Below are 21,040 nucleotides of genomic sequence, written 5' to 3' on the forward strand. Positions count from 1 at the left end.
GGTTCACGGTATCGGGGGCGCGACTGTTTCCGCGCGGCATTTTTCGAGGGTGTGACGCGATCGGTGTCGGGGGAGGGTGTCAGTCGGCGGCGAACCGCGCGGCGATATCGGCCGCGGTGACCTTGGCCAGTTCGACGAAGAACGGCACCCGCTCGTCGATCATCAGCGTCGCGGGTCCGCGCATGCCGAGCGCGAAGCGGCAGCGGCCCTGAGAATCCAGGATCGGCAGGCCGATGGTGCGGAACCCGGGATCCAGTTCGCGATCGTTGAACGCGTAGCCGCGCTCGCGCGTGGTGGTCAGTTCCGCGCGCAGTTCCTCCGGGCTCGACACCGAACGCTCGGTGCCCTCTTCGTAGGGCAGCGAACGCAATTCGTCGTCGTCGGCCTCCGACCAGGCCAGCAGTGCTTTGCCGAGTGCGCTGGCGTGCAACGGAAGTCGCACGCCCTGGAGTTTGTGCCCGTCGCTCTCGCGCCATCGGCTGGTCCCGAGCAGTACCGCGTGGATGCCGTGGCGGGTGGCGACCGAACCGGTCGCTCCGGTGGTGGCGGCCAGTTGCTCGAGGTAGGGCTCGGCGAGGTAGATCCGGTGCTGGCGATAGGCGATCTGACCGTACTCGGCCAGCGCTCCGCCCATCCGATAGCGACTGGACTCGGCGTCCTTCTCCAGGAACCCCGCCTGCACGAGCGCGCCGAGCAGGCGATGGGTGGTACTGATCGCAAGGCCCTGGGCGCGGGCGACTTCCGAGACCCCACGCTCCTCGCCACCGCGGAAGCAGTCGAGTACCGAGAGGGCCCTGGTCACGGTCTGCACGCTGGAGGTCTCCACAGGGCCGACGGTAACACAGGTATTCGAGCCCATGACCTCCCGATTTTCCGGTATGTGGAAAGTCGACGCCGGAGAAACCGCATCACCTGCTATAGAACGACAAGTCCATCGCTGTCAAGCTTTCCGATCCGTGGAAAGGCATACCTCGTTCGAGACCACACCCGCTCCTACGCTGCGAAGGCATCACCCCCCAGCCCCCGAACAGGAGCCCCGATGTCCCGCAGGCTGCCGGCCTTCTCGCGGATCGCCCTCGCGATCGTCCCCGTCGTAGCCCTCGTCGCGGCGTGTGGCTCCGACTCCACGCCGGAACAGGGAGCGCAAGCCTCGTTCGTTCTCAAGGTCACCGATCCGGGCAACAGCGGACCGCTCGCGGTCGGCAAGCGCGACGGCACCTTCGACGCCGCACTCGCCCCGCTGGGCGCCAAGATCGAATGGGTCAGCACCACACCGGGTTTCAGCTCCATGTTGAAGCTGTTCAACACCAGCGAACTCGATGTCTCCGGCGCCGCGTTCAGTCCCGTCGTCGGTGCGCTGTCCAAGGACGTCGGCGTGAAGATCGTCGCCGTGGCCGACCCGGCGGGTCAGGATCAGAGCGGCATCGTGGTGACCCCGGAGTCGGGCGTGACCACCGTGGCGGGCCTGGTCGGCAAGCGGATCGCGGTGAATCCCGCCGGCAAGGGCGAGTACATCACGCTCAAAGCGCTGGCCCAGGCGGGCATTCCGGCCGACAAGGTGACCCGGGTGCCCCTGCAGCAGAAGGACGCCGCTTCGGCCTTCGCGACCGGCAAGGTCGACGCCTGGGCGTCGTTCCTGGTGCCCTACCAGGAGGCCAAGGCCTCGGGCGCCAAGGAGATCGCCACCGAGAAGTCCGTCGGCTCCAAGGACAACACCGTGGTGGTGTTCCGCACCGAGGTCCTCGACAAGCGCCCCGATATCGCCGCGAAGTACCTGGAAGTGCTGCAGGGACTCACCGCGAAGCAGAAGGCCACGCCCGCCGACTTCGAGAACGTCTTCGAGAAGACCGGCCCGCGTGCGCTGACCGGTGACCGGCTCGCCGACGCGGTCCGGGTCGGCGGTGAGGTCACCGTGCCCCGCCTGCCCGCCGAATCCGATGCCACCGACCTGGCCGATGTGGTGAACACCTTCGCCGACAACGGCGTCATCTCCCGCCGGATCGCCGCCGGCGACATCTTCTACGACCTGAAATCCAAGCTCACCCCGGACCAGCTCGCCGCACTGAAGGGCAAGTGAGGTGAGCAGCCTCGCATTGGCCCCGCCCCGGGCGCGCGTCGCCCGGCAGCGGCCGCGGTGGTTGTCGCTCGGCCTGCGTGCTGTTCTCCCCGCCGCGATCGTGCTGGTCTGGTGGGTGGGTTCGGCGAGCGGCGCGATCTCGCCGCGGGTGATCGCGGGCCCCGCCGCGGTCTGGTCGGCGTTCGTCGAACTGTTCGACAGCGGCCAGCTGGTTGAGTTCGCGCTCGCCTCGTTCGGGCGCGCGGCCGCCGGTGTGGCGATCGGCGTCGGGGTCGGGCTGGTGCTCGGCCTGCTGTCGGGCCTGTCCAGCCTCGGTGAGGAACTGGTCGATTCGACCATGCAGATCGTGCGGGCCGTGCCGTTCCTGGCGCTGGTTCCGCTGTTCATCGCCTGGTTCGGCATCGACGAGCTGTACAAGATCCTGCTCATCGCGGTGGCGACGACCGCGCCGATGTACGCCTACACCTATCTCGGCGTGCGCAACGTCGACCGCAAGATGGTCGAGGCGGCCCGCAGTTTCGGGCTCACCGGCACCCGGCTGGTGGTCGAGGTGATCGTGCCCGCCGCGCTGCCCGGGATTCTGATGGCGCTGCGGGTGTGCCTGTCGATCAGCATCACCGCGCTCATCGCCGCCGAACAGGTCGGCACCCAGCAGGGCGTCGGCTACCTGGTGACCCTCGCTCAGGAATACAACCGCACCGACTACATGGTGCTGTGCGTCGTGCTCTACGCGCTGCTCGGTCTGGTGTTCGACGCACTCGTGCGGCTCGCGGAACGCTACGCGATGCCATGGCGGAAGCAGGTGGCGATCCGATGACGACGACAACAGCCGCGCCGGTCCAGGCCGAGACCGAAGCACCGGCCCCGGTCGCGGTGTCGATCACCGGTCTGCGCAAGGCGTTCGGCGAGAAGACAGTGCTCGACGGAGTCGACCTGACCATCCGCCGCGGCGAGTTCGTGGTGCTGCTCGGTCCGAGCGGCACCGGCAAGACCACCCTGCTTCGTCTGCTCACCGGGCTCGAAACCCCGGATGCCGGTGCGGTATTGGTGCCTTCCCGGCGCACGACGGTCTATCAGGAGCCCCGGCTGATCCCGTCCAAGCGGGTGCTGGCCAACGTCATCGTCGGCCTGAGGCGCGGCAAGCAGCAACGCGAAGCCGGTCTGCGGGCACTGAACGAAGTCCACCTCGACGGTAAAGCAGGCCAGTGGCCCGCCACGCTGTCCGGCGGCGAAGCCCAGCGCGCCGCACTCGCCAGGGCACTGGTGCGGGAACCGGAACTGCTGTTGCTCGACGAACCGTTCGCGGCATTGGACGCCCTCACCCGGCTCCAGATGCAGGACCTGGTCGGCGATCTCGTCGCCCGGCACCGGCCCGCCGTCCTCATGGTCACCCACGACGTCGACGAGGCGATCCGCCTCGCTGATCGGGTGATCATCCTCGACCACGGCCGTTTCGCCGTCGACGAGGTCATCGACCTACCCCACCCGCGTGATCACGCGGCACCCGAAACCCTCGGTTACCGCACACAATTCCTCGCCCAGCTCGGCGTCGGACCACACACCAGGAGCCTGTCATGACCGAAACCCTGTGGTACACCCGCTGCCCCGTGCCGACCGCGAGCGGTCTCGCGCACAGCCTCGGCTGGCTCGGCGAGACCGCCGCGAGCGCGGGCCTCGAATTCGGTGTCCTGCAGGACGCCGGTCCCGAGCTCGCGGGCCACCACTTCCTGCACGACCTGTCGGGCCTGATCCGTGAGGGCGGCAATGTGCCCGCCCTGGCCGCTCGCGCGCAGGGTTCGCCCACCCGCCTGATCGGGCTCACCTGGATCGACGAGTCCCAGGCGATCCTGGTCGGTCCCGATTCGCCGGTCACCGACGCGGCGGGCCTGGCCGGTCTGCGCGTCGGCGTCCCCGCCTGGGCCCAGGACCAGGCACGCAGCTTCCCACGCGCGATGGCACTGCACGGCTTCGCCAACGCGCTGCGCCCCGCCGGGCTGACCCTGGCCGATGTCCGGGTCGTCGAGCTCGATGTCGAGCGGGATCCGCAGGTGCGCACCGCGATCCAGAGCGCACGGCGCTCGACGACGTGGGGTGTGGACGAACTCCTCGACGGCAAGGTCGACGCCATCTACGTCAAGGGCGCCCGCGCCCAGGAAGTGGCGAAAGAGAACGGGCTCCGCGTCGCGGTCGACCTCGACGCCTCGGCCACCAAGCACCTGCGGGTCAACAACGGAACACCGCGTCCGATCACCGTGCACGCCGACCTGCTCGAGTCCCGTCCCGAGGTCGTCATCGGCTTCCTCGCGCAGAGCCTGCGCGCCGCCGACTGGGCCGCCGGCGATCTCGACGGCGTCCGCGCGGTGCTGCAGCGCGAAACACTGTCCGGGCCAGAGGGAGTCGCCGCGGCCTACGGCGACGAATTCCATCGCGGACTGCATCCCTCGCTCACCGCTGAACGCGTCGAACTGCTCGGCGTGCAGAAGCAGTTCCTCTATACCCACGGTTTCCTCGCCGCGGACTTCGATCTCGACGCCTGGGTCGCCCCTGAGCCGTTGGCTCGCGCACAGGAGCTCGTCGCCGCCGAGCGGGTGCCCGCATGACCGAGTTCTATTGGCGGCTACCCAGCCGGGGCGACGGCCGCCGTGCGAAGCCCGAACTGCGTGGTCGCGGTGGCTTCGGCCCGCCGACGGCACCCACCGAGGCCACCGATGTCCGGCCGGGCCGGTTCGGTCCGTTCGACGATCTCGCCCAGATCGTCGATGCCACCGAGCTGAACGGCTTCGACGGCGTACTCGCGCCCTACGACCCGCTCGGCGAGGAATCCTGGATCGTGGCGGCCGCGGCTCTCCGCGCCACCCGCTACACCCGGGTCACCGTCGAATTCCAGCCCGCCTTCGGCACACCGGTGTACGCGGCCAAGGTGTCGGCGACCCTGCAGCGGCACTCGGCAGGCCGACTGAACTGGCGACTGGCCGTCGACACCGACGAGGCCGAGGCCCGCTCGCGCGGCGACCGCGTCACCGGTGACGAGCGCTACGACCGTGCCGCGGAGTTCCTCACCGTCGCACGCGGCGTCTGGAACGAGAACGAGATCGGCGCAGCGGGATTCGCAGGCACCGGCTTCGACTACTCCGGCCGCTACTACGACGTCGTCGACGGTGGATTCCGCGGAATCCTGTCCGGTCTGCCGTTCCCGAGCGTGCACCTGAGCGGCACCTCACCGGCCGCGCTGGCGCTGTCGGCCGCGCACGGTGATCTGCACCTGTTCGCCGAGAGCCCGGACGGAATCGCCGGTGCCGTCACCGAATTGGGGGAGCGAGCCACCGCCGCGGAACGCCGGGTACGGGTCGGTCTGGAGCTGCCGATCATCGCCAGGGAGACCGAGGACGAAGCCTGGGCCAGAGTCCACCGGCAGTGGGCCGAATTGGACCGCTCCGACACCGCGGCCGAACACGCGCTCGGCGACGGCCGCTGGGCGGGCTTCGACGCCCTCGGCTACGACCAGCGCATCGGCCTGGTCGGCAGTTACGAGCAGGTAGCACAACAACTCTCGGCCTATGAGCGCGCCGGCGTGCAGACCTTCGTGCTGGCCGGACACCCGAACATCGAGGAAATCCATCGCGCGGGCGAACATCTGCTGTTCCTCGCCGACCCGGCAGGCCGCACTCTCACCACCGCGCAGGAGCTCACCGCATGACCATCGACGTCTACTGGCGCATCGGCATGGAAGGCGACCACGCTTCCCTGCGCACCCCGCGCCGCTACAACCGGGGCAATGCGAGCGGCTACGGGCCGGGCAATATCGCACCGGCCATCCGCGACGGCGCCCTCGACCAGTACAGCTATCTCGACCACGTCGTCGCGGTCGCGAAGGCCTCGGAATCGGCGGGTTTCCTCGGCGGGTTGCTGCCGTCGTTCCCGGTGACCGACGACCCGTGGGCGGTGGCCGCCGCGCTCGCCGCCGAGACCACCACCTACCGCTTCATGGTCGCCTTCCAGCCCGGCTTCCTGCACCCGGTGCAGGCGGCCAGGATGTCGGCGAGCCTGCAGCGCGCCACCGGCGGGCGACTCGTCTACAACATCATCAGCGGGGGCGGCGGACCGGCCCAACTGTGGTGGGGCGACAAGGTTTCCCATGACGACCGCTACGCGCGGACCAGCGAATTCCTCGACGTGCTGCGCGGGGTATGGGACGGCGAACCCTTCGATCACGACGGCCGCTTCTTCGGCACCGAGGGCGCCGCGCTGCCGCCCGGCCTGGCCGGACAGCCCTTTCCCGAGGTGTACTTCTCCGGCTCCTCGGGCGCCGCCGTCGCCGCGGCGGGCCGCCACGCCGACTACTACCTGTCCTGGCTCGAGCCCTACGCCGACCTGCGCGCCAAATTCGACGGTGTGCGCCGCAACGCCGAAACCACCGGCCGCACACCCAAGTTCGCGGTCCGCATCGACATCGTCGCCCGCCACACCGAGGAAGCGGCCTGGGCCGAGATCGAGAAGGGCTGGGCCTTCGTCGACCGCGACGCCGCCAACCGTGCCGCCCAAGGCGACTCGGTCGGCGCCGCCCGTATCGCGGGATGGGTACCCGAAACCATCACCGGCTACCGCGATCTGGAAGTTCAGCCCAACGTCTGGGCCGGGTTCAGCCTGATCCGCGGTGGCCCGGCCTTCGGCCTGGTCGGCAGCTACGAGCAGGTCGCCCAGCGGCTCGACGAACTGATCGACCTCGGCGTCGACGCCTTCATTCTCGCGGGCAACCCGCACCTGGAAGAGGCCTACCGGGTCGGCGAGGAAGTCCTCCCACTGCTCGGCCGCTCCCGGCTCACCACCCCGTCCACCGAGACCGTCCTCGCGACGGCCCGATAACGCAGGAGTCCTTCGATGACCACCACCGAAACCCGTCTACCGGAGGCTGTCACAGCCTTCGTCGATGCGGTCACCCGCGACGCCGACACCGCGTTCCGGGTATTCCGGGAAACCGGAACCGTCACCGGCAACGGCACCGTCAACTTCGTCGAGCGGGTACCCGGCGAGGAGATCGCCGTCGCGCTCAACGCACCGGGCCCGTGGGCCACCGACCGCACCGTCGAACCCGTCGTCGCCACCTTCGACGGAGAAGTACTGTCCGGCAGGGGATCCGCCGGATTCGTCACCGGCTACGCGAAGGTGTTCCGCGCGCACCCCGAGATCACCTCCGTCGTCCACATCCACACTCCGTGGCTCGGCGGCTGGGCCCAGACCCACCGCACCCTGCCGATCCGCTACGCCGCCTCGCAGCGCCTCACCCTGTCGCGCGAGATCGCGCCGCACATCGACCGCACGATCGGTGCGGGCGACTTCATCCTCGGCCGCCTCGAGGTCGACCCGCACCTGGTCGCGATCTTCGAGGCCAACGGCGGCGCCAATGTGATCGGTCGCGCCGGTCTGCTGGAGCTGGCGAAGTTCGTCGTGCTGCTCGAAGAGGGCGCGCAGTACCAGGCGATCGCCGAAACCCTCGGCGGCTCGGTCGAATTCGATCCCTCGAACCTCGCCGTGCAGTGGCAGCGCAGCGGTCTGGCCGACGAAGCCCGTCGTCTGGGCCTGATCGGAGACGCGCGATGAGCATTCGGGTCGGCTATTTCCCGCACAACAACTCGCTGTTCGTCCTGCGCCACCGCGGGATACTGGAACGGTCACTGCCCGAGGTCGAATGGGTCGACCTGCGCGCTCTGCCGCAGCCCGAGCGCGTCGATCCCGAAACCGCGCTGCCCAGCGAACATTCGGACTGGCTGTTCACCGAGGGCGGCTACGACATCATCGGCACCGGCTTCACCCCGCCGATCACCGCGCTCGCCAACCAGCGCGACATCGTCTATCTGGGTATCTCGGGTCCCCGGGTGGAGAACGGCAGACTGGTCGCGACAGCGGCGAGCGGCATCACCTCCGCCGCGGATCTGAAGGGCAAGCGGGTCGGCATCGCGCACGGCTCGTGGCAGACCACCCTGCTGCTGTTCGCCCTCGATCAGGCCGGTCTCACCTGGGCCGATGTCGAACCGGTCGACGTCGATGTGCGCGGGGGCGGCGCCGCGCTGCTGGCCGGTGAACTCGACGCCTGGGTCGGCACCTACCCCGGACTGCGGGAGGTGGAGGCCGCCACCGAGCTCACCACGCTGGTCGACACCGCCTCGGTGTTCAGCCACCCGTCGCTGTGGTTCACCCGCCGCGACCTGGCCGAAGGCAACCGCGCCGCGGTGGAAGCGGTACTGGCCGCGCTGCAGGAGTCCGATGCCTGGATCGCCGCGAACCCCCGCGAAGCGGCGCGGTATTTCGTCGACGACGCCGAGTCACGCGGCATCCCCGCCGACCTCGACGCCTGGGAAGCAGCGCTGCGCGGGCGCCCGTTCGGCGTGCACCCGGTGAGCGAGGACTTCCTCGACGAGCAGCAGCGCGCCGCCGACCTCCTCGCGGCGAACGGGTTGCTCCCGCGCACGGTCGACGTACGGTCCGCGGTGCTGCCCTGGATCGGTGAGGTCGTCACCGAACAGGCTGCCGCCACCGTCTGAGGAACCGAACGCCGGGACTCCGGGTGATCGGCTCGATCACCCGGAGTCGCGCCGACTTCAGCTGCCGCGCGACCCGGTGACCCACACCGGCCCGGTGATCAGCCAGATCACGGTGATCACGCCGAGGCTGCCGAAGACCCCCATCAACTGCTCGCGCTGCTCGGCATCGGCGACCGTGTAGCTCAACACCACGGTGAGCGCGCCGGCGATGGCGGCCGCACCGAGCCACCGGGAGAAATCGGCCCACTCCTTGCGGGTGCGCTCGGGCCCGTATTTCGGGACCTTCACCGGAACCGGCCCACCGGCGAATCGGTGGGCGAATCGCTCATCGGCCCAACGGATCATCCGGCCACCGAACATCACCGTGCAGCCGAGGTAGATCCCGGCGACCCGATGGGCGAAGGTCACCTCGCCACCACGATGCAGGTCGATCGCCACCGCGACCACCAGCACCACATCCAGCACCGGCACCAGCGCCAGCGTCACCGTGCTCGCGCGTGGCAGCCGGATCACATAGCGCAGCAGCAAACCGCCCACCACCAGCACCCAGAAACCGACTTCGCACGCGGCGATCGTCAGCAATACGGGGTTGTTCAGTTCGTCCATTTCCTCACTGTGCCCGCGACACCGGTCCACCGTCGTCCCGCTTCGGGTCGTTGTCCGGTCCGCCTTTCGGGGGACCCGCCGCATGACGGCAGTGTGCTGAAATGGGGCATGCCACCACCGCGCACCCTCTTGAGCAGGCTCGCGGACGTCTTCGACAGCGCGACCTCCGCTGCCGTCGGGGTGTTTCTGGTGGGGCTGCTGCTGTGGGCTGCCGGGGGCTGGGCGGTCGCGGTGGACCGCGACCTGTACCCCCCGCCCGCGAAATTGGCGCTGCTGTGCGCGGCGTTCGCGATCCAGATGACCGCGCAACGCAGGCCCGCCCTCGCCTTCGGACTGATGATCGTCCTGCTGGCCGGTGACTTCGTGTACGGTCCCTCGCTGCCCCTGTGGATCGCGCTGACCGACGTGATCTACCTGGCCGTCAGCACCGGATCGGACCGGCTGGGCGCGGTGGTCGGCTGGTTCTCGCTGACGGTCACCCTGGGCGGATCGCTGCTGGCGCTGGCCGTGGTCGGCGTCAGGGCGGCGCTGTACACCGCTCTGATCGGTGTCGCGCTCACCTGGTCGCCGCTGGGATACGCGCGCGCGGTGCGCGCCTCCCGCCGCACCGTCGACGCCGAACGCGATGCTGCCCGCGCCGAGCTCACCGCCCGCGACGCCGAACGGTCAGCCGCGATCGGCGAGGAGCGCAGGCGGTTGGCCCGAGACCTGCACGACGCGGTGGCGGGCCACGTCTCCGCGGTGGCGATCCTGGCCGAAGTGGCACAGAAGGATCCCGGCAATATGGCGGTCCTGCGGACCATCCGCTCGGGCAGTCTGGCCGCACTCGAAGAGATGCGGACCACCATCGAACTGCTGACCGCACCCGACGACACCGCGGTGACCACGCGGCTCTCCTCCCTGGACGGCCTGATCGACGCGGCCGAGGCCGCAGGCGGTGCGGTCACCTTGCGACGGCCCGCCGACTTGGAACTGCCCATCGCGGTCGAGGCCGTGGTCACCCGGATCCTGAGCGAAACTCTGGCCAACGCGACCAAACACGCACCTGGCGCACCCCTCGATATCGAATTGAGCCGCGATGCGACAAGATTGGTGCTGACCGCGACGAATTCGATCCCACCGGGAGCGGCGCAGGGGCAGGGAAACGGATTGCGCAACATGATGTTTCGCGCGGAATCGGTCGACGGCACGATCACCGCGGGCCCACACGACGGCACCTGGCGCGTGTCGGCGCGAATTCCACTGGGGGACAAGTGACAGTGACCGTGCTGGTGGCCGACGATCACGCCACCATCCGAGCGGGCCTGAAAATGCTGCTCGAGGTTTCCGGACAGGTGTGGGTGATCGGGGAAGCGGCCGACGGTGCCGCCGCGGTGCGGCAGGCCCGTGCCCTGAGTCCCGATGTGGTGCTGATGGATGTGCGTATGCCGCGCGTCGACGGGCTGGAGGCCACCGCCGCCGTGGTCGCCGAAACCAGCGCCAAAGTACTGGTACTCACCACCTTCGCCATCGACGAATACGTCCTCGGCGCGCTCTCGGCCGGTGCGAGCGGATTCTTGCTCAAGTCCGTCGGCGGTGACGACCTGGTCAGCGCCGTGCTGGCGGTGGCCGACGGGGACGCGGTCCTGGACCCGAAGGTGACGCGCGCGGTGATCGCCGCGCTGCCCCGCGTGGCCGACACCCCGCCCCCGCCGGACCTGTCCGCGCTCACCGACCGCGAACGGCAGGTGCTCGCCGGCCTCGGCGCCGGTCTGTCCAACATCCAGATCGGCACACGCCTGCGCATCGGCGAGGCCACGGTGAAGACGCACGTTTCCCGGGTGCTGAGCAAGCTCGGCGTCCAATCGCGCGTACAGGCCGCGGTGATCGCATCGCAGTCCGGTCTCGATCTGCCCTGATTGCGATCGGGGCGAAACCGACGATGTCCCGGTACCGCGTGGGATACCGGGACATCGAGTCGGAACGGGGCTCAGCGTGCGGGATGCGGGTCGGACTGTTCCGGACTGATCCGGCGTGATTCAAACCAATAGGTCAGGAAAACGGTGGCGTAGGAAGCCGCCACCACTGCGGCGGTCACCAAGAGAAACGCGATGAACAAGGGAATCAAGAAAGCCATTGTGCCCTCCTCGCGGTACGGTAGGCGTGCGATGAAGGTGGTGGTCAGCGCCTCGTCGCGCCGAATCTGAACGAGCCCCGCACGTTCGATACTAGGGGCACGGCGCGACGCGGGCACGGATCCGCGGCTGTGACTGCGGTCATGGTTTGCGCGGAGTGTCGCCCACGTCACCGATCCGCCCATGAGGTTGAATGTTCAACATATCTGGGTTCTACCGCGTCACGAGTTCTCGACATCGGCTTCACCACGAACAACCGACGAAGGAGCACCGATCGTGAGCATGATCCTGGCCGCAGTGCACGACACCTATGGCATCGTTGTCGCCCAGGTGGGCAATCCCACGCCGGAGGCACCGCCGATGGCCGACAAGGTGATGCAGCTGGGCCGGTATTTCACCTGGATGATCCTGTTGTCCGGCGTCACCGCCATCACCTATGGCGGCGGCCGCTTCGCCTGGGAGAAGTGGAACGGCGGCGGCCTGCAATCGCCGAAGATGATCGCCAGCGCCATGGCGGGCGGCGCGGTCGCCACCAGCGCGGGCACGATAATGAACGCGGTCATCGGGGCCTGAGAACCGTCCCCGCTACTGTCGGGGACGTGCGTATCTTTCTCGCGGGCGCCACGGGCGTCATCGGATCACGGTTGCTGCCGCTACTGGTCGGCGCCGGTCACGAGGTGGCCGGCCTGACCCGTTCCCCGAGTAAAGCGGCGGCCGTCCGTGCGGCCGGAGCCGACGCGGTGGTCCACGACGTCTTCGACGCCGACGGCCTCACCACCGTGGTGGTCGACTTCGCCCCCGACCTGGTCATGCACCAGCTCACCGACCTCCCCGACGATGTGGCGCGACTGGCCACCGCCGGGGAGGCGAACTCCCGTATCCGCACCGAGGGCACCGCCAATCTGCTCGCGGCCGCCACGGCCGCCGGGGCGAAACGCTTTCTCGCCCAAAGCATCGCCTGGTCACCGCCTGCGGGTCGCGGCGACGCGATCGCGACCCACGAATCCGCCGTGCTCGCCGTGGGCGGCGTAGTGCTGCGATACGGCCAGTTCTACGGTCCGGGAACGTACTACGAGTCGACCCCACCGGCGCATCCCCGCATCCACGTCGACACCGCCGCCGCGCGCACACTCGACCTGCTCGACGCGCAGACCGGCGTCGTTGTTCTCGTCGATCCCGAGTAGAGGCACTGCCCCGGATAGGGAACAGTGAGGGGATGGCTGTTGACGTAGACACCCTTCACGGCGACGACGATCTGCACGCGGCGGGTGCGCTGTTCCGCGCGGCGATGGTGGGACTGCCACCGCTGCCACCGCATCGCGATCACCTGTCCGAACCGGGCCGCACGCTCGGTGTGCGCATCGACGGTCGGCTGGTCGGCACCGCGGAGTCCTACACCAGCTGGCTGGTCGTCCCCGGCGGCGCGCGCGTTGCCCATGCCGCGGTGACGCATGTCGGTGTGCTGCCGACGCACACCCGGCGAGGAGTGCTCACCGCCCTGCTGCGCCGACAGCTCGACGACATCGCCGAGCGTGGCGAAGTGGTGGCCACCCTGCGTGCGTCCGAGGGCTCGATCTACGAGCGTTTCGGCTACGGCGTGGCGAGTTCCTTCGCGCGCCTGGATCTTCGCCGCGGCCGAGCCCGCCTGCGCGACACGGTGCCGCCGTCCGGCCCGGTGCGGTTCGTCGAACCGGCCGACGCGTGGAAGCTGTTCCCGCAGATCTACGCCAGTGCCGCGATCTCGTGGACCGGTGCGATCGATCGTCCCGATTACTGGTGGAAGCTCAAGGAACGCACCGCGGCCGAACCGGTGTACACAGTGACGCACGGTCCGATCGGCGCCGAGGACGGGTTCGCGCGCTACCACCCGGTCGACACCGCGAACTGGTTCACCAGTCGCGAACGCACGATCGTCGTCGACGACCTCGTGGCGACCACCCCGCAGGCCTACCTGGGTCTGATCCGGCACCTGCTCGCGGTCGATCTCGTCGACAAGGTGACCTTCGCTTTCGCGCCGGTGGACGCGCCGCTGCGGCACCTGTTCGCCGACGAACGCGCGGTCGAGGTCGCCGGGGTGCACGACGAGACCTGGCTGCGACTCGTCGATGTCCCCACCGCGCTGGCCCGCCGCACCTACCGGGACGGACCGCCGGTGATCATCGAGGTCGACGATCCGATCCGCACCGCCAACACCGGCCGGTACCGGATCCACGCGGACAAGATCACCAGGGTCGACGACCCGGCCGATGTCAGCGTCGATGTCGCCACACTCGGCGCGATCTACCTCGGCGGGTCGACGTGGCGCCGGCTCGCCTTCGCCGGTCGTGTCGTCGAGCACCGCGAGGGCGCCGTCGACGCCGTCGACAACCTGTTCGCCACGCCGAACCTGCCCTTCAGTGGAACGTTCTTCTGACCGACGTGATCGGTTCGATCAGGGATGAAAGAGCCGATCGGCGGGCGCCAGCGGGCGCAGCGTGTCGGAGATCTGGGCGACCAGTCGCCACGGCCGTTCGAGGTCGGTGGATGCCTTGCCGCTGGTCAGGATGGCGCCGGAGAGGCCACGATCGGGATCGGCCCAGCCGTACTGGGTGGTGAGCCCGCTCCGCCCGAAATGAGAACCGGTATCGCGGCCGAATTTCGATCGGCGGGCACCGAGCTCGAATCCCGCGCGGCTGACGCGACCGGCCAGGCCGGGCATGCGCTCGCCGGGGGCGATCGCCGCGCGCAGCGTGGCGGGCCCGATGATTCGTCTTCCGTCCAATTCTCCACCGCGCGCGAGGATTTCGTAGAAGCGCGACAGTTCGTAGGCGGTGGTGACCAGGTTGCCCGAAGGGAGTTCGGCGGCGAGGAAAGCGTCGTTGGTCGCCTTCGACGCCTTGTCCATATGGCCGCCGAGTGCCTTGTTCGCCAGGAATCGGGCCAGCCGCGGCTGCGGCGGACCGGTCTTCACGCTGGGTACGACCTTGCCGACATCGGCGGGATCGACGCCGAAGTTGTTCCAGCGGAAGCCGAACGGTGTGAGAACCTGGTCGGCGAGGTGCTCGCGCATCCGCTTGCCGGTGGCTCGTTGGACGAGCAGTCGTTGGATCAGTCCGCTGGTCAACGCGTGGTAGACGCGGAAACGCCCGGGCGGCCAGCTCGGCACCAGATCGGTGAGGGCGGCGAGGGCGAGTTCCTCATCGAGGACCGCGGCGGTTCCGCTGTGCGGTGCGGTGATGAACGGAATACCCGCCGAATGCGACAGCACATCACCGATGGTGATCACACCCTTGCGGTGGGCGGCGAACTCGGGAATATAGTCGGCCACAGGGTCTTTCAGTGCGAAAGCGCCCTGTTCGATGAGCATGAACATCACCGTGGCAGCGACGCCCTTCGCGGTGGAGAACCCGCAGAACGGTGTCTGCGGTGTCGCCGGGATCAGCTCGGCGTCGGGACCGTCGCTCGGGGCATTGCCCCACCCGTGACCGATGGTCCGGTTGAGCACGATCGCGCCGTTGCGTCGCAGACACACCTGAATGGCCGGTGTCGTGCCCAGCGCGTACCACGTGCGCACCGACGCCCAGATCGCCTCGACGTCGGCACGCGACGACCCGGCATCGGCCGGGTCGTCCTCGTGGCCGACCGTGGTCACCGCGTCCAGATCCTCGGTAACCCTCACCAACGTGGCTGGAAGTGCACTCATCGGGCCAGCCTACCGACGGCGAGCTGTGATAATCCTGAGCGCGCTTCCCGCTGATCGGTGACACAGCGTCGTCGACGGGTCCGCGAACTCCGGGCTGTGACGACCGGGATCGGGGGTCGCGCACGCCCGACCATCGGAGTGCTCGCTCGCGTGCGGGCGCTGTGTCCCGGACCCGGCGCCGCCCGACCGGAGCAGCGACGATCGTGCCGTACCCGCGCTGTGGCAACGCCCCGACGAGTTACCGATCACGCGCTGGTCTCGGTCAGCGCCGCGCCGGCGCGAACAGCGTCGACCGGGTCGCGACCCGCGGCGGTCACCGCACGGCGGGCATAGGCACGGACGTCGGCGTCGGGATCGGTGATCGCCGACTCGAGCGCGTCGAGGGCGGCGGCACTGCTCGGCCAGGTGGACAGGGCCAAGACCGCTGCCTTGCGCACATCGAGGTGACGGTCGGTGAGCGCCTCGCCCAACGGCGCCACGCCCGCCTCCGGGGTCGAACCCGCCAGCCCGCGCGCCGCACCGACACGCACCTGCCAGGCGGAATGTCGCAGTGCCGCATCGAGTTCGGTGACGTCCTCCTCGGCGGTGCCCAGCGCGGCATACGCGGAGAGCGCGGCAGCGCGGACCAGCGGATCGGGATCGCCGGCGAGCACGCGGATCACCTCGACACCGCCGTCACCGATCGAGGCGAGCCCGTGCGCGACCGCGATGCGCACCTCACGGTTGACATCGCCCGCGATCGAGGACACCGCGTCGGCATCGTCGAGCGAGACCAGTGCGCGCACCGCCTCGATCCTGACCCGATGATCTGTGTCACCCAGTGCCGCACGGTAATCCGGTGCCGATCCGGCCCGCAGCGCACGAAGCAGATCGACGACGGTCGCGCGAACCAGGGGATCGGGGGAGCCCAGATGCTCGCCCAGAGCACCGGCCCCCGCGAGCACCTCGACCAGTTCCCGCAGACTCTCGGTGGCCGCGCGGCGCACCGAGGCCGCCTCATCGCCCAGCGCCCGCACCAATTCCTCGGCGAATCCGTCGGGGGTGTTCTCGGTGAGCACCGACAGCGCCGCGACGCGCACCACCGGATCGGGATCGGTCAGGTAGCTCGAAACATCCTCGACCGCAGGGGAATCCAGTGCGAGCAGGGTGACCAGCCGAGGCGAGGACGGCGATACCGGCGCGACCTCGTCGCGCACGGGGGCTTCGCGCTGTGGCGCCCGCGTCCCGACCAGTTCGGGCTGGGCGATCACCTCGACGATCGACTCGGCCGAGGGCACATCGTCGAGACCGGGCACCGGCACCAGGTACGGCGCCACCGAGCGCTTGACGAATTCCATCGCCCCGTCGACCGTCTTGCGCAGGTTCAGATGGAAGTTCCACGACTCGTCGTCGCGCTCGGGCAGATCGGCGCGATCGTGATAGAGACCCCACCGCGACTCGGTGCGGGTCAGCGAACTGCGCGAGGCCATTTCGGCGCAATCCCGGATGAACTGCACCTCGACGGCCCGCATCAGTTCGTGCGGGGTCTGCGCGCCGATGCCGTCGACCTCGGCGCGCATCCGCTCGAAGGTCTCGACGGCGATCGACAGCTTGGCCGCCGTCTTCGGGGGCGCCACATAGTCGTTCACGAACCGGCGCAGCTTGTATTCGACCTGTGGCTGCGGCGGTCCCTCGGGCTGACGCAACGGCCGGTAGATCAGTTCGTGGGCTTCGGCGAGCTGGTCCTCGGGCAGGTCGGCCGGTGCGTCGAGCCGGTCCAGCGTCGACGCCGCGTGGGCGCCGGCCAGATCGCCGTACACGAACGCGCCGATCATGTAGTTGTGGGGCACGCACGCCAGGTCGCCCGCCGCGTACAGGCCGGGCACCGTGGTCCGCGCGTTCTCGTCCACCCACACCCCGGACGCGGAATGTCCACCGCACAAACCGATCTCGGAGATGTGCATCTCGATATCGTGGGTGCGGTAGTCGTGTCCGCGATTGGCGTGGAAGGTTCCTCGGGTGGGGCGCTCGGTGGTGTGCAGGATCGATTCGAGGGTCGACAGCGTCTCGTCGGGCAGGTGCGAGACCTTGAGATAGATGGGCCCGCGCGCGGATTCGATCTCCTGCTTGACCTCGGCCATCATCTGACCGGACCAGTAGTCGGAGTCGACGAAACGCTCACCCTCGGCGTTGACCTGATAGCCGCCGAACGGGTTGGCCACATACGCGCAGGCAGGACCGTTGTAGTCCTTGATCAACGGGTTGATCTGGAAGCACTCGATACCGGAGAGCTCCGCACCGGCGTGGTAGGCCATCGAATAGCCGTCACCGGCGTTGGTGGGGTTCTCGTAGGTGCCGTACAGATAGCCCGACGCGGGCAGGCCGAGCCGACCACACGGGCCCGTCGCCAGAATCACCGCTTTCGCGGCCACCTCGACGAATTCGCCGGTGCGCGTGTTCAACGCGGCCGCACCCACCGCACGTCCGTCGGCGGTGAGCACCCGCACCGGCATCAGCCGGTTCTCGATGCGGATCTTCTCGCGCATCTTCCGTTGGCGCAGTACGCGATAGAGCGCCTTCTTCACGTCCTTGCCCTCGGGCATCGGCAGCACATACGACCCCGACCGATGCACCCGGCGCACCGCGTACTCGCCGTACTCGTCCTTCTCGAACTTCACCCCGTACCGCTCGAGCCGCTGCACCATCGCGAAACCCCGTGTGGCCGTTTGGTACACGGTGCGCTGGTCGACGATGCCGTCGTTGGCGCGGGTGATCTCGGCGACGTAGTCCTCCGGTTCGGCCTTACCCGGGATAACGGCGTTGTTCACGCCGTCCATGCCCATGGCCAGCGCCCCGGAATGCCGCACATGTGCCTTCTCGAGCAGCAGCACGTTCGCGCCGGACTCGGCGGCGGTGAGCGCGGCCATGGTGCCCGCGGTGCCACCACCGATGACGAGCACATCGCAGTCGAGACGGATACGGTCGGATAGTTCGGGAATGTTCACAGAGACTCCAGGATTCGGGCCCGCAGGGCGCTCCGGTCCACCGGTTCGCGCGGGTCGGGTACCTCGACGACCGCGCGCAGCGAACCAGCGCCGAGTACGGCGATCCGATCGCCGAGCAGCAGGGCTTCGTCGAGGTCGTGGGTGACGAAAACGATCGTGGTCGGGTGCGCGCGCCAGGTTTCGACGAGCAGCCGCTGCATCTCCGCGCGGGTCTGGCTGTCGAGCGCGCCGAAGGGCTCGTCCATGAGCACCGCGCGCGGCGAGCCGGCCAGGCTGCGGGCGAGCTGAACTCGCTGGCGCATTCCGCCGGACAGATCGCGCGGCAGATAGTCGGCGTAGCCGCTGAGCCCGACCTCGTCGAGCCAGCGTTGCGAACGTTGTGCCCGCTCGGTGCGTGACACTCCCCGAAGGCGCAGCGCCAGATCGATATTGGCGCGCGCGGTACGCCACGGAAGCAGCGCGTCGTCCTGGAACACCAGCGCGCGATCGGCCGAGGGGCCGGTCACGGTGTCCTCGTCGGCGCGGATCACCCCGGCGGCGGGCTTGCGCAGCCCGGCGATGGCGCGCAGCAACGTCGACTTGCCGCAGCCGGATTTGCCGACCAGGACCAGGATCTCCCCGGCCGCGACCGTCAGATCCAGGTCGTGCACCACGGTTTTGCGGCCGTAGCTGATCCGCACGGACTCGAGGTCCAATCGCATGCCGACCGAGACTGCGGGCGCGGCGGTGGTCGTGGTCATGAGGCAACCTCTCGCGGCAGCCAGCGGGTTACCCGACGGCCTGCCAGTTCGACGATTCCGGAGGTGAGGAAACCGAGCACGCCGATGGTGATCATCCCGACGAACACGGCCGGGTAGTCGACGATGGTGTAGGACTGCCAGGTGCGATAGCCGATGCCGAGGCGCCCGGAGATCATCTCCGCGGAGATCAGGCAGATCCAGGCCACGCCCATGCCCACCGACAGCCCGCTGAACACACCGGGCAGGATGCCGGGCACGACGACCCGGGTCAGCACCTCCCGCCGCGAGGCGCCCAGCGTGCGGATGGCGTCCTCCCAGATGGTCGGCAGCGCCCGCGTCGCATGCCTGGTACTCACCAGCACCGGGAACAGCGACGCGGTGAAAGTGATGAACACGATGCCGGATTCGTCACTGGGGAACAGCAGGATCGCCACCGGCACCAGCGCGATCGCCGGAATCGGTCGGATCAGCTCGGCCAGGGAGCCGAACACATCGGCCAGCAGGCGCGACCGACCGAGTCCGATGCCCGCCAGCACACCGACGACCGCGGCCAGGCCGAACCCGGTGACGATCCGGATCAGCGACTGCGCCACATCGAGGTAGTACTGACCGGTCCCGAGATGTTCACCGAACTCGGCGACGATCTCGGTCACCGTCGGCAGCGTGTCGAAGCGCAGCCCCGCGCGCACATTGCCGGCGGTGAGCAGCTGCCACAGCCCGACGGCCGCGGCCACCGAGGCGACTCGGATCACCCGCGACACCCACACCGATCTGGTGGGAGCGGTGTCGGCGCGCAGCGCGGCGGTGTCGGTGCTGTCGACACCGGTCCCGGTCGGGGCGGACAGCCCGGAAACCGTGCTCATCCGCGGACTTCCGTGACGGCCTGCTCATAGGAGACCGGCGCGGCGGCGGGATGGGTACCCCGATAGCGGTCGGCCGCTGCCTGTGTGGTGAACGGCAGGAACTGCGTGCCCTCGCGCAACCAGATGGCCTTGTCGGCGAACCAGCGAGTACCCAGTTCGGCATCGGGGACATACACCGCGCGAATCGTCTTGCCCAGCGCCTTCGCCGCCTGCACCGCCCGCAACAGGCAGCCGGGGTTCGCGGCGGGTTGGGGCTTGTCGGCGCCGTCGACCCAGACCTCGCCGGCCAGTGCCGGATCACTCACCGCCACAGCGCAGATCGGATCGGTCCCGGTCACCTTGCTCGGGTTGACCCTCGACGCCAGCGCGGTGTCGTAGTCGGTACGGCCGGTCTCGGCGAACGCCTTGCGCAGCGGCGCGTCCTGGACGAAGGCGTCGATGTCGAGATCGGCGAAATCTCCGATCGACTTCAGGTAGTTCACGTCGTCCTTGAACGCCGCGATCAGGTTCGCCTTGAGCGTGGTGTCGAAACTGGTACCGCCGGGGCCGTTGTAGAGATAGACGACCTCTTGCGGCAGGCCCGACCCCTTGGCGACGAGATCGGCTGCCTCGAAGGGCTTCTCGTTGAGGAACGTGGTCGCGTCCAGCTGCGCCGCGAGGAAGGCCTGCAACACCTCCGGGTGGTCGGCCGCGTAGGTCCGGCGCGCCACCACGCCGTGGAAAGTCGGCACATTCAGTTCGGCGCCGTCGTAGAGCAGCTTGGCTTTGTTCTGCTGCACGAGCAGACCCGGCCACGCCACGAACTGCGACAGTGCGCCCACCTGATGCGATTCCAGCGCGGACGCCCCGACCTGCGGCTGCTGGTTGAGCACCTCCACACCCTTGGCCGGGTCGATTCCGGCCCGGCTCAGCGCCTGCACCAGGGTGCCGTGGCCCGCCGAACCCACGCTGGCCGAGATCTTCTGCCCGGCCAGATCGGTCAGCGAACGAGCAGGTGAATCATTGGGCACCACCACCATGTTCAGCGCGCCCTTGGGGTTGTAACCGGTGATCGACACCAGCTCGGTGCGTGCGCGGTCATTGGCCTGCGTGCGAGATCCGTTGATCAGCAACGGGTAATCGCCCATGGAGCCGATGTCGATCTTCTCGGCCACCATCTGGGCGGTGATCGGCGCGCCGGTGTCGTAGTCCTGCCACTCCACCTGGTACTTCGCGCCACCACCGTCGGTGATCTTCTGTAGCCGCTGCTCCAGGTAGCCCTGGGCTCTCAGCAGGGTGCCCGCGGTGACGGTATTGATGGTCTTGGACTGGTAGCCGATGACGACCTTAACGGTGCCCGCCGGTGCGGCGTCGGTACTTTCGAGCGAGCAGCCGGCCGCGGTGAGCGCGAGAGCCAGTGCGACAGGGGCGAATCGAGTGATCTTCATGCGTGGAG

21 protein-coding genes are annotated in these 21,040 nt (G+C 68.9%); 13 read left to right on the forward strand and 8 right to left on the reverse strand.

Annotated elements, in window-relative coordinates; translation table 11 throughout:
- Positions 1-79: 79 nt before the first annotated feature.
- Positions 80-826, reverse strand: coding sequence for an IclR family transcriptional regulator (locus OHS03_RS08545; protein ID WP_328662171.1), 747 nt, complete (start codon positions 824-826; stop codon positions 80-82).
- A 213-nt stretch (positions 827-1,039) separates the two neighbouring features.
- Between OHS03_RS08545 and OHS03_RS08550 the strand changes: the two genes are divergently transcribed.
- Genes OHS03_RS08550 through OHS03_RS08585 form a run of 8 tightly spaced genes read left to right on the forward strand, consistent with a single transcriptional unit; the run spans position 1,040 to position 8,616 of the window.
- Positions 1,040-2,077, forward strand: coding sequence for an NrtA/SsuA/CpmA family ABC transporter substrate-binding protein (locus tag OHS03_RS08550; RefSeq protein WP_056816995.1), 1,038 nt, complete (start codon positions 1,040-1,042; stop codon positions 2,075-2,077).
- A 1-nt stretch (position 2,078) separates the two neighbouring features.
- Positions 2,079-2,894, forward strand: a complete 816-nt coding sequence (locus OHS03_RS08555) for an ABC transporter permease (RefSeq protein WP_056816992.1) — start codon at positions 2,079-2,081, stop codon at positions 2,892-2,894.
- On the forward strand, positions 2,891-3,655 hold the full coding sequence (locus OHS03_RS08560) for an ABC transporter ATP-binding protein (protein ID WP_328662173.1): 765 nt from the start codon (positions 2,891-2,893) through the stop codon (positions 3,653-3,655). Before OHS03_RS08555 ends, OHS03_RS08560 begins: the two co-directional genes overlap by 4 nt.
- A complete protein-coding gene (locus OHS03_RS08565) occupies positions 3,652-4,677 on the forward strand; it encodes an ABC transporter substrate-binding protein (RefSeq protein WP_328662175.1) in 1,026 nt (341 codons plus the stop codon). The genes OHS03_RS08560 and OHS03_RS08565 overlap by 4 nt, the downstream gene beginning before the upstream one ends.
- Positions 4,674-5,774: an LLM class flavin-dependent oxidoreductase gene (locus OHS03_RS08570; RefSeq protein ID WP_328662177.1), complete on the forward strand. Its 1,101-nt coding sequence runs from the start codon at positions 4,674-4,676 to the stop codon at positions 5,772-5,774. The genes OHS03_RS08565 and OHS03_RS08570 overlap by 4 nt, the downstream gene beginning before the upstream one ends.
- A complete protein-coding gene (locus tag OHS03_RS08575) occupies positions 5,771-6,940 on the forward strand; it encodes an LLM class flavin-dependent oxidoreductase (protein ID WP_328662179.1) in 1,170 nt (389 codons plus the stop codon). Before OHS03_RS08570 ends, OHS03_RS08575 begins: the two co-directional genes overlap by 4 nt.
- A gap of 15 nt (positions 6,941-6,955) precedes the next feature.
- Positions 6,956-7,675, forward strand: coding sequence for a class II aldolase/adducin family protein (locus tag OHS03_RS08580; protein WP_328662181.1), 720 nt, complete (start codon positions 6,956-6,958; stop codon positions 7,673-7,675).
- Positions 7,672-8,616 (forward strand): ABC transporter substrate-binding protein, encoded by a 945-nt coding sequence (locus tag OHS03_RS08585; protein ID WP_328662182.1) that lies wholly within the window; start codon positions 7,672-7,674, stop codon positions 8,614-8,616. Before OHS03_RS08580 ends, OHS03_RS08585 begins: the two co-directional genes overlap by 4 nt.
- A 57-nt stretch (positions 8,617-8,673) precedes the next feature.
- Here OHS03_RS08585 and OHS03_RS08590 read toward each other — a convergent pair whose 3' ends face one another.
- Positions 8,674-9,222, reverse strand: coding sequence for a hypothetical protein (locus tag OHS03_RS08590; RefSeq protein WP_063003672.1), 549 nt, complete (start codon positions 9,220-9,222; stop codon positions 8,674-8,676).
- Between the two features lie 108 nt (positions 9,223-9,330).
- Between OHS03_RS08590 and OHS03_RS08595 the strand changes: the two genes are divergently transcribed.
- Together OHS03_RS08595 and OHS03_RS08600 are read left to right on the forward strand one after the other, a co-directional pair.
- Positions 9,331-10,479 (forward strand): sensor histidine kinase, encoded by a 1,149-nt coding sequence (locus OHS03_RS08595; RefSeq protein WP_328662184.1) that lies wholly within the window; start codon positions 9,331-9,333, stop codon positions 10,477-10,479.
- Positions 10,476-11,120, forward strand: a complete 645-nt coding sequence (locus OHS03_RS08600) for a response regulator (RefSeq protein WP_328662186.1) — start codon at positions 10,476-10,478, stop codon at positions 11,118-11,120. The genes OHS03_RS08595 and OHS03_RS08600 overlap by 4 nt, the downstream gene beginning before the upstream one ends.
- Before the next feature lie 71 nt (positions 11,121-11,191).
- Here the strand turns inward: OHS03_RS08600 and OHS03_RS08605 are convergent, their stop codons facing one another.
- Entirely contained in the window at positions 11,192-11,338 is a 147-nt protein-coding gene (locus tag OHS03_RS08605; RefSeq protein ID WP_156677475.1) for a hypothetical protein, read from the reverse strand.
- Between the two features lie 280 nt (positions 11,339-11,618).
- Between OHS03_RS08605 and OHS03_RS08610 the strand changes: the two genes are divergently transcribed.
- Genes OHS03_RS08610 through OHS03_RS08620 form a run of 3 tightly spaced genes read left to right on the forward strand, consistent with a single transcriptional unit; the run spans position 11,619 to position 13,749 of the window.
- Complete coding sequence (locus OHS03_RS08610) at positions 11,619-11,909, forward strand: hypothetical protein (protein WP_174555379.1); 291 nt, start codon at positions 11,619-11,621, stop codon at positions 11,907-11,909.
- Positions 11,910-11,935: 26 nt separating this feature from the next.
- Complete coding sequence (locus OHS03_RS08615) at positions 11,936-12,520, forward strand: NAD-dependent epimerase/dehydratase family protein (RefSeq protein WP_328662189.1); 585 nt, start codon at positions 11,936-11,938, stop codon at positions 12,518-12,520.
- Between the two features lie 32 nt (positions 12,521-12,552).
- A complete protein-coding gene (locus tag OHS03_RS08620) occupies positions 12,553-13,749 on the forward strand; it encodes a GNAT family N-acetyltransferase (protein ID WP_328662190.1) in 1,197 nt (398 codons plus the stop codon).
- A gap of 18 nt (positions 13,750-13,767) precedes the next feature.
- Here the strand turns inward: OHS03_RS08620 and OHS03_RS08625 are convergent, their stop codons facing one another.
- The 5 genes from OHS03_RS08625 to OHS03_RS08645 form a co-directional block, all read right to left on the reverse strand.
- Positions 13,768-15,018, reverse strand: a complete 1,251-nt coding sequence (locus tag OHS03_RS08625) for a serine hydrolase (protein WP_328662192.1) — start codon at positions 15,016-15,018, stop codon at positions 13,768-13,770.
- A 245-nt stretch (positions 15,019-15,263) separates the two neighbouring features.
- On the reverse strand, positions 15,264-18,002 hold the full coding sequence (locus OHS03_RS08630; RefSeq protein WP_328662195.1) for a fumarate reductase/succinate dehydrogenase flavoprotein subunit: 2,739 nt from the start codon (positions 18,000-18,002) through the stop codon (positions 15,264-15,266).
- A complete protein-coding gene (locus tag OHS03_RS08635) occupies positions 17,999-18,742 on the reverse strand; it encodes an ABC transporter ATP-binding protein (protein ID WP_063056779.1) in 744 nt (247 codons plus the stop codon). The genes OHS03_RS08630 and OHS03_RS08635 overlap by 4 nt, the downstream gene beginning before the upstream one ends.
- Positions 18,739-19,605 carry an ABC transporter permease gene (locus tag OHS03_RS08640; RefSeq protein WP_328662199.1) on the reverse strand — a complete coding sequence of 289 codons (867 nt, stop codon included), beginning with the start codon at positions 19,603-19,605 and terminating at the stop codon, positions 18,739-18,741. The genes OHS03_RS08635 and OHS03_RS08640 overlap by 4 nt, the downstream gene beginning before the upstream one ends.
- Positions 19,602-21,032, reverse strand: a complete 1,431-nt coding sequence (locus OHS03_RS08645; RefSeq protein WP_328662201.1) for an ABC transporter substrate-binding protein — start codon at positions 21,030-21,032, stop codon at positions 19,602-19,604. Before OHS03_RS08645 ends, OHS03_RS08640 begins: the two co-directional genes overlap by 4 nt.
- Positions 21,033-21,040 lie beyond the last annotated feature (8 nt).

Source organism: Nocardia salmonicida (assembly GCF_036142455.1).
GTDB classification, from domain to species: Bacteria; Actinomycetota; Actinomycetes; order Mycobacteriales; family Mycobacteriaceae; genus Nocardia; species Nocardia salmonicida.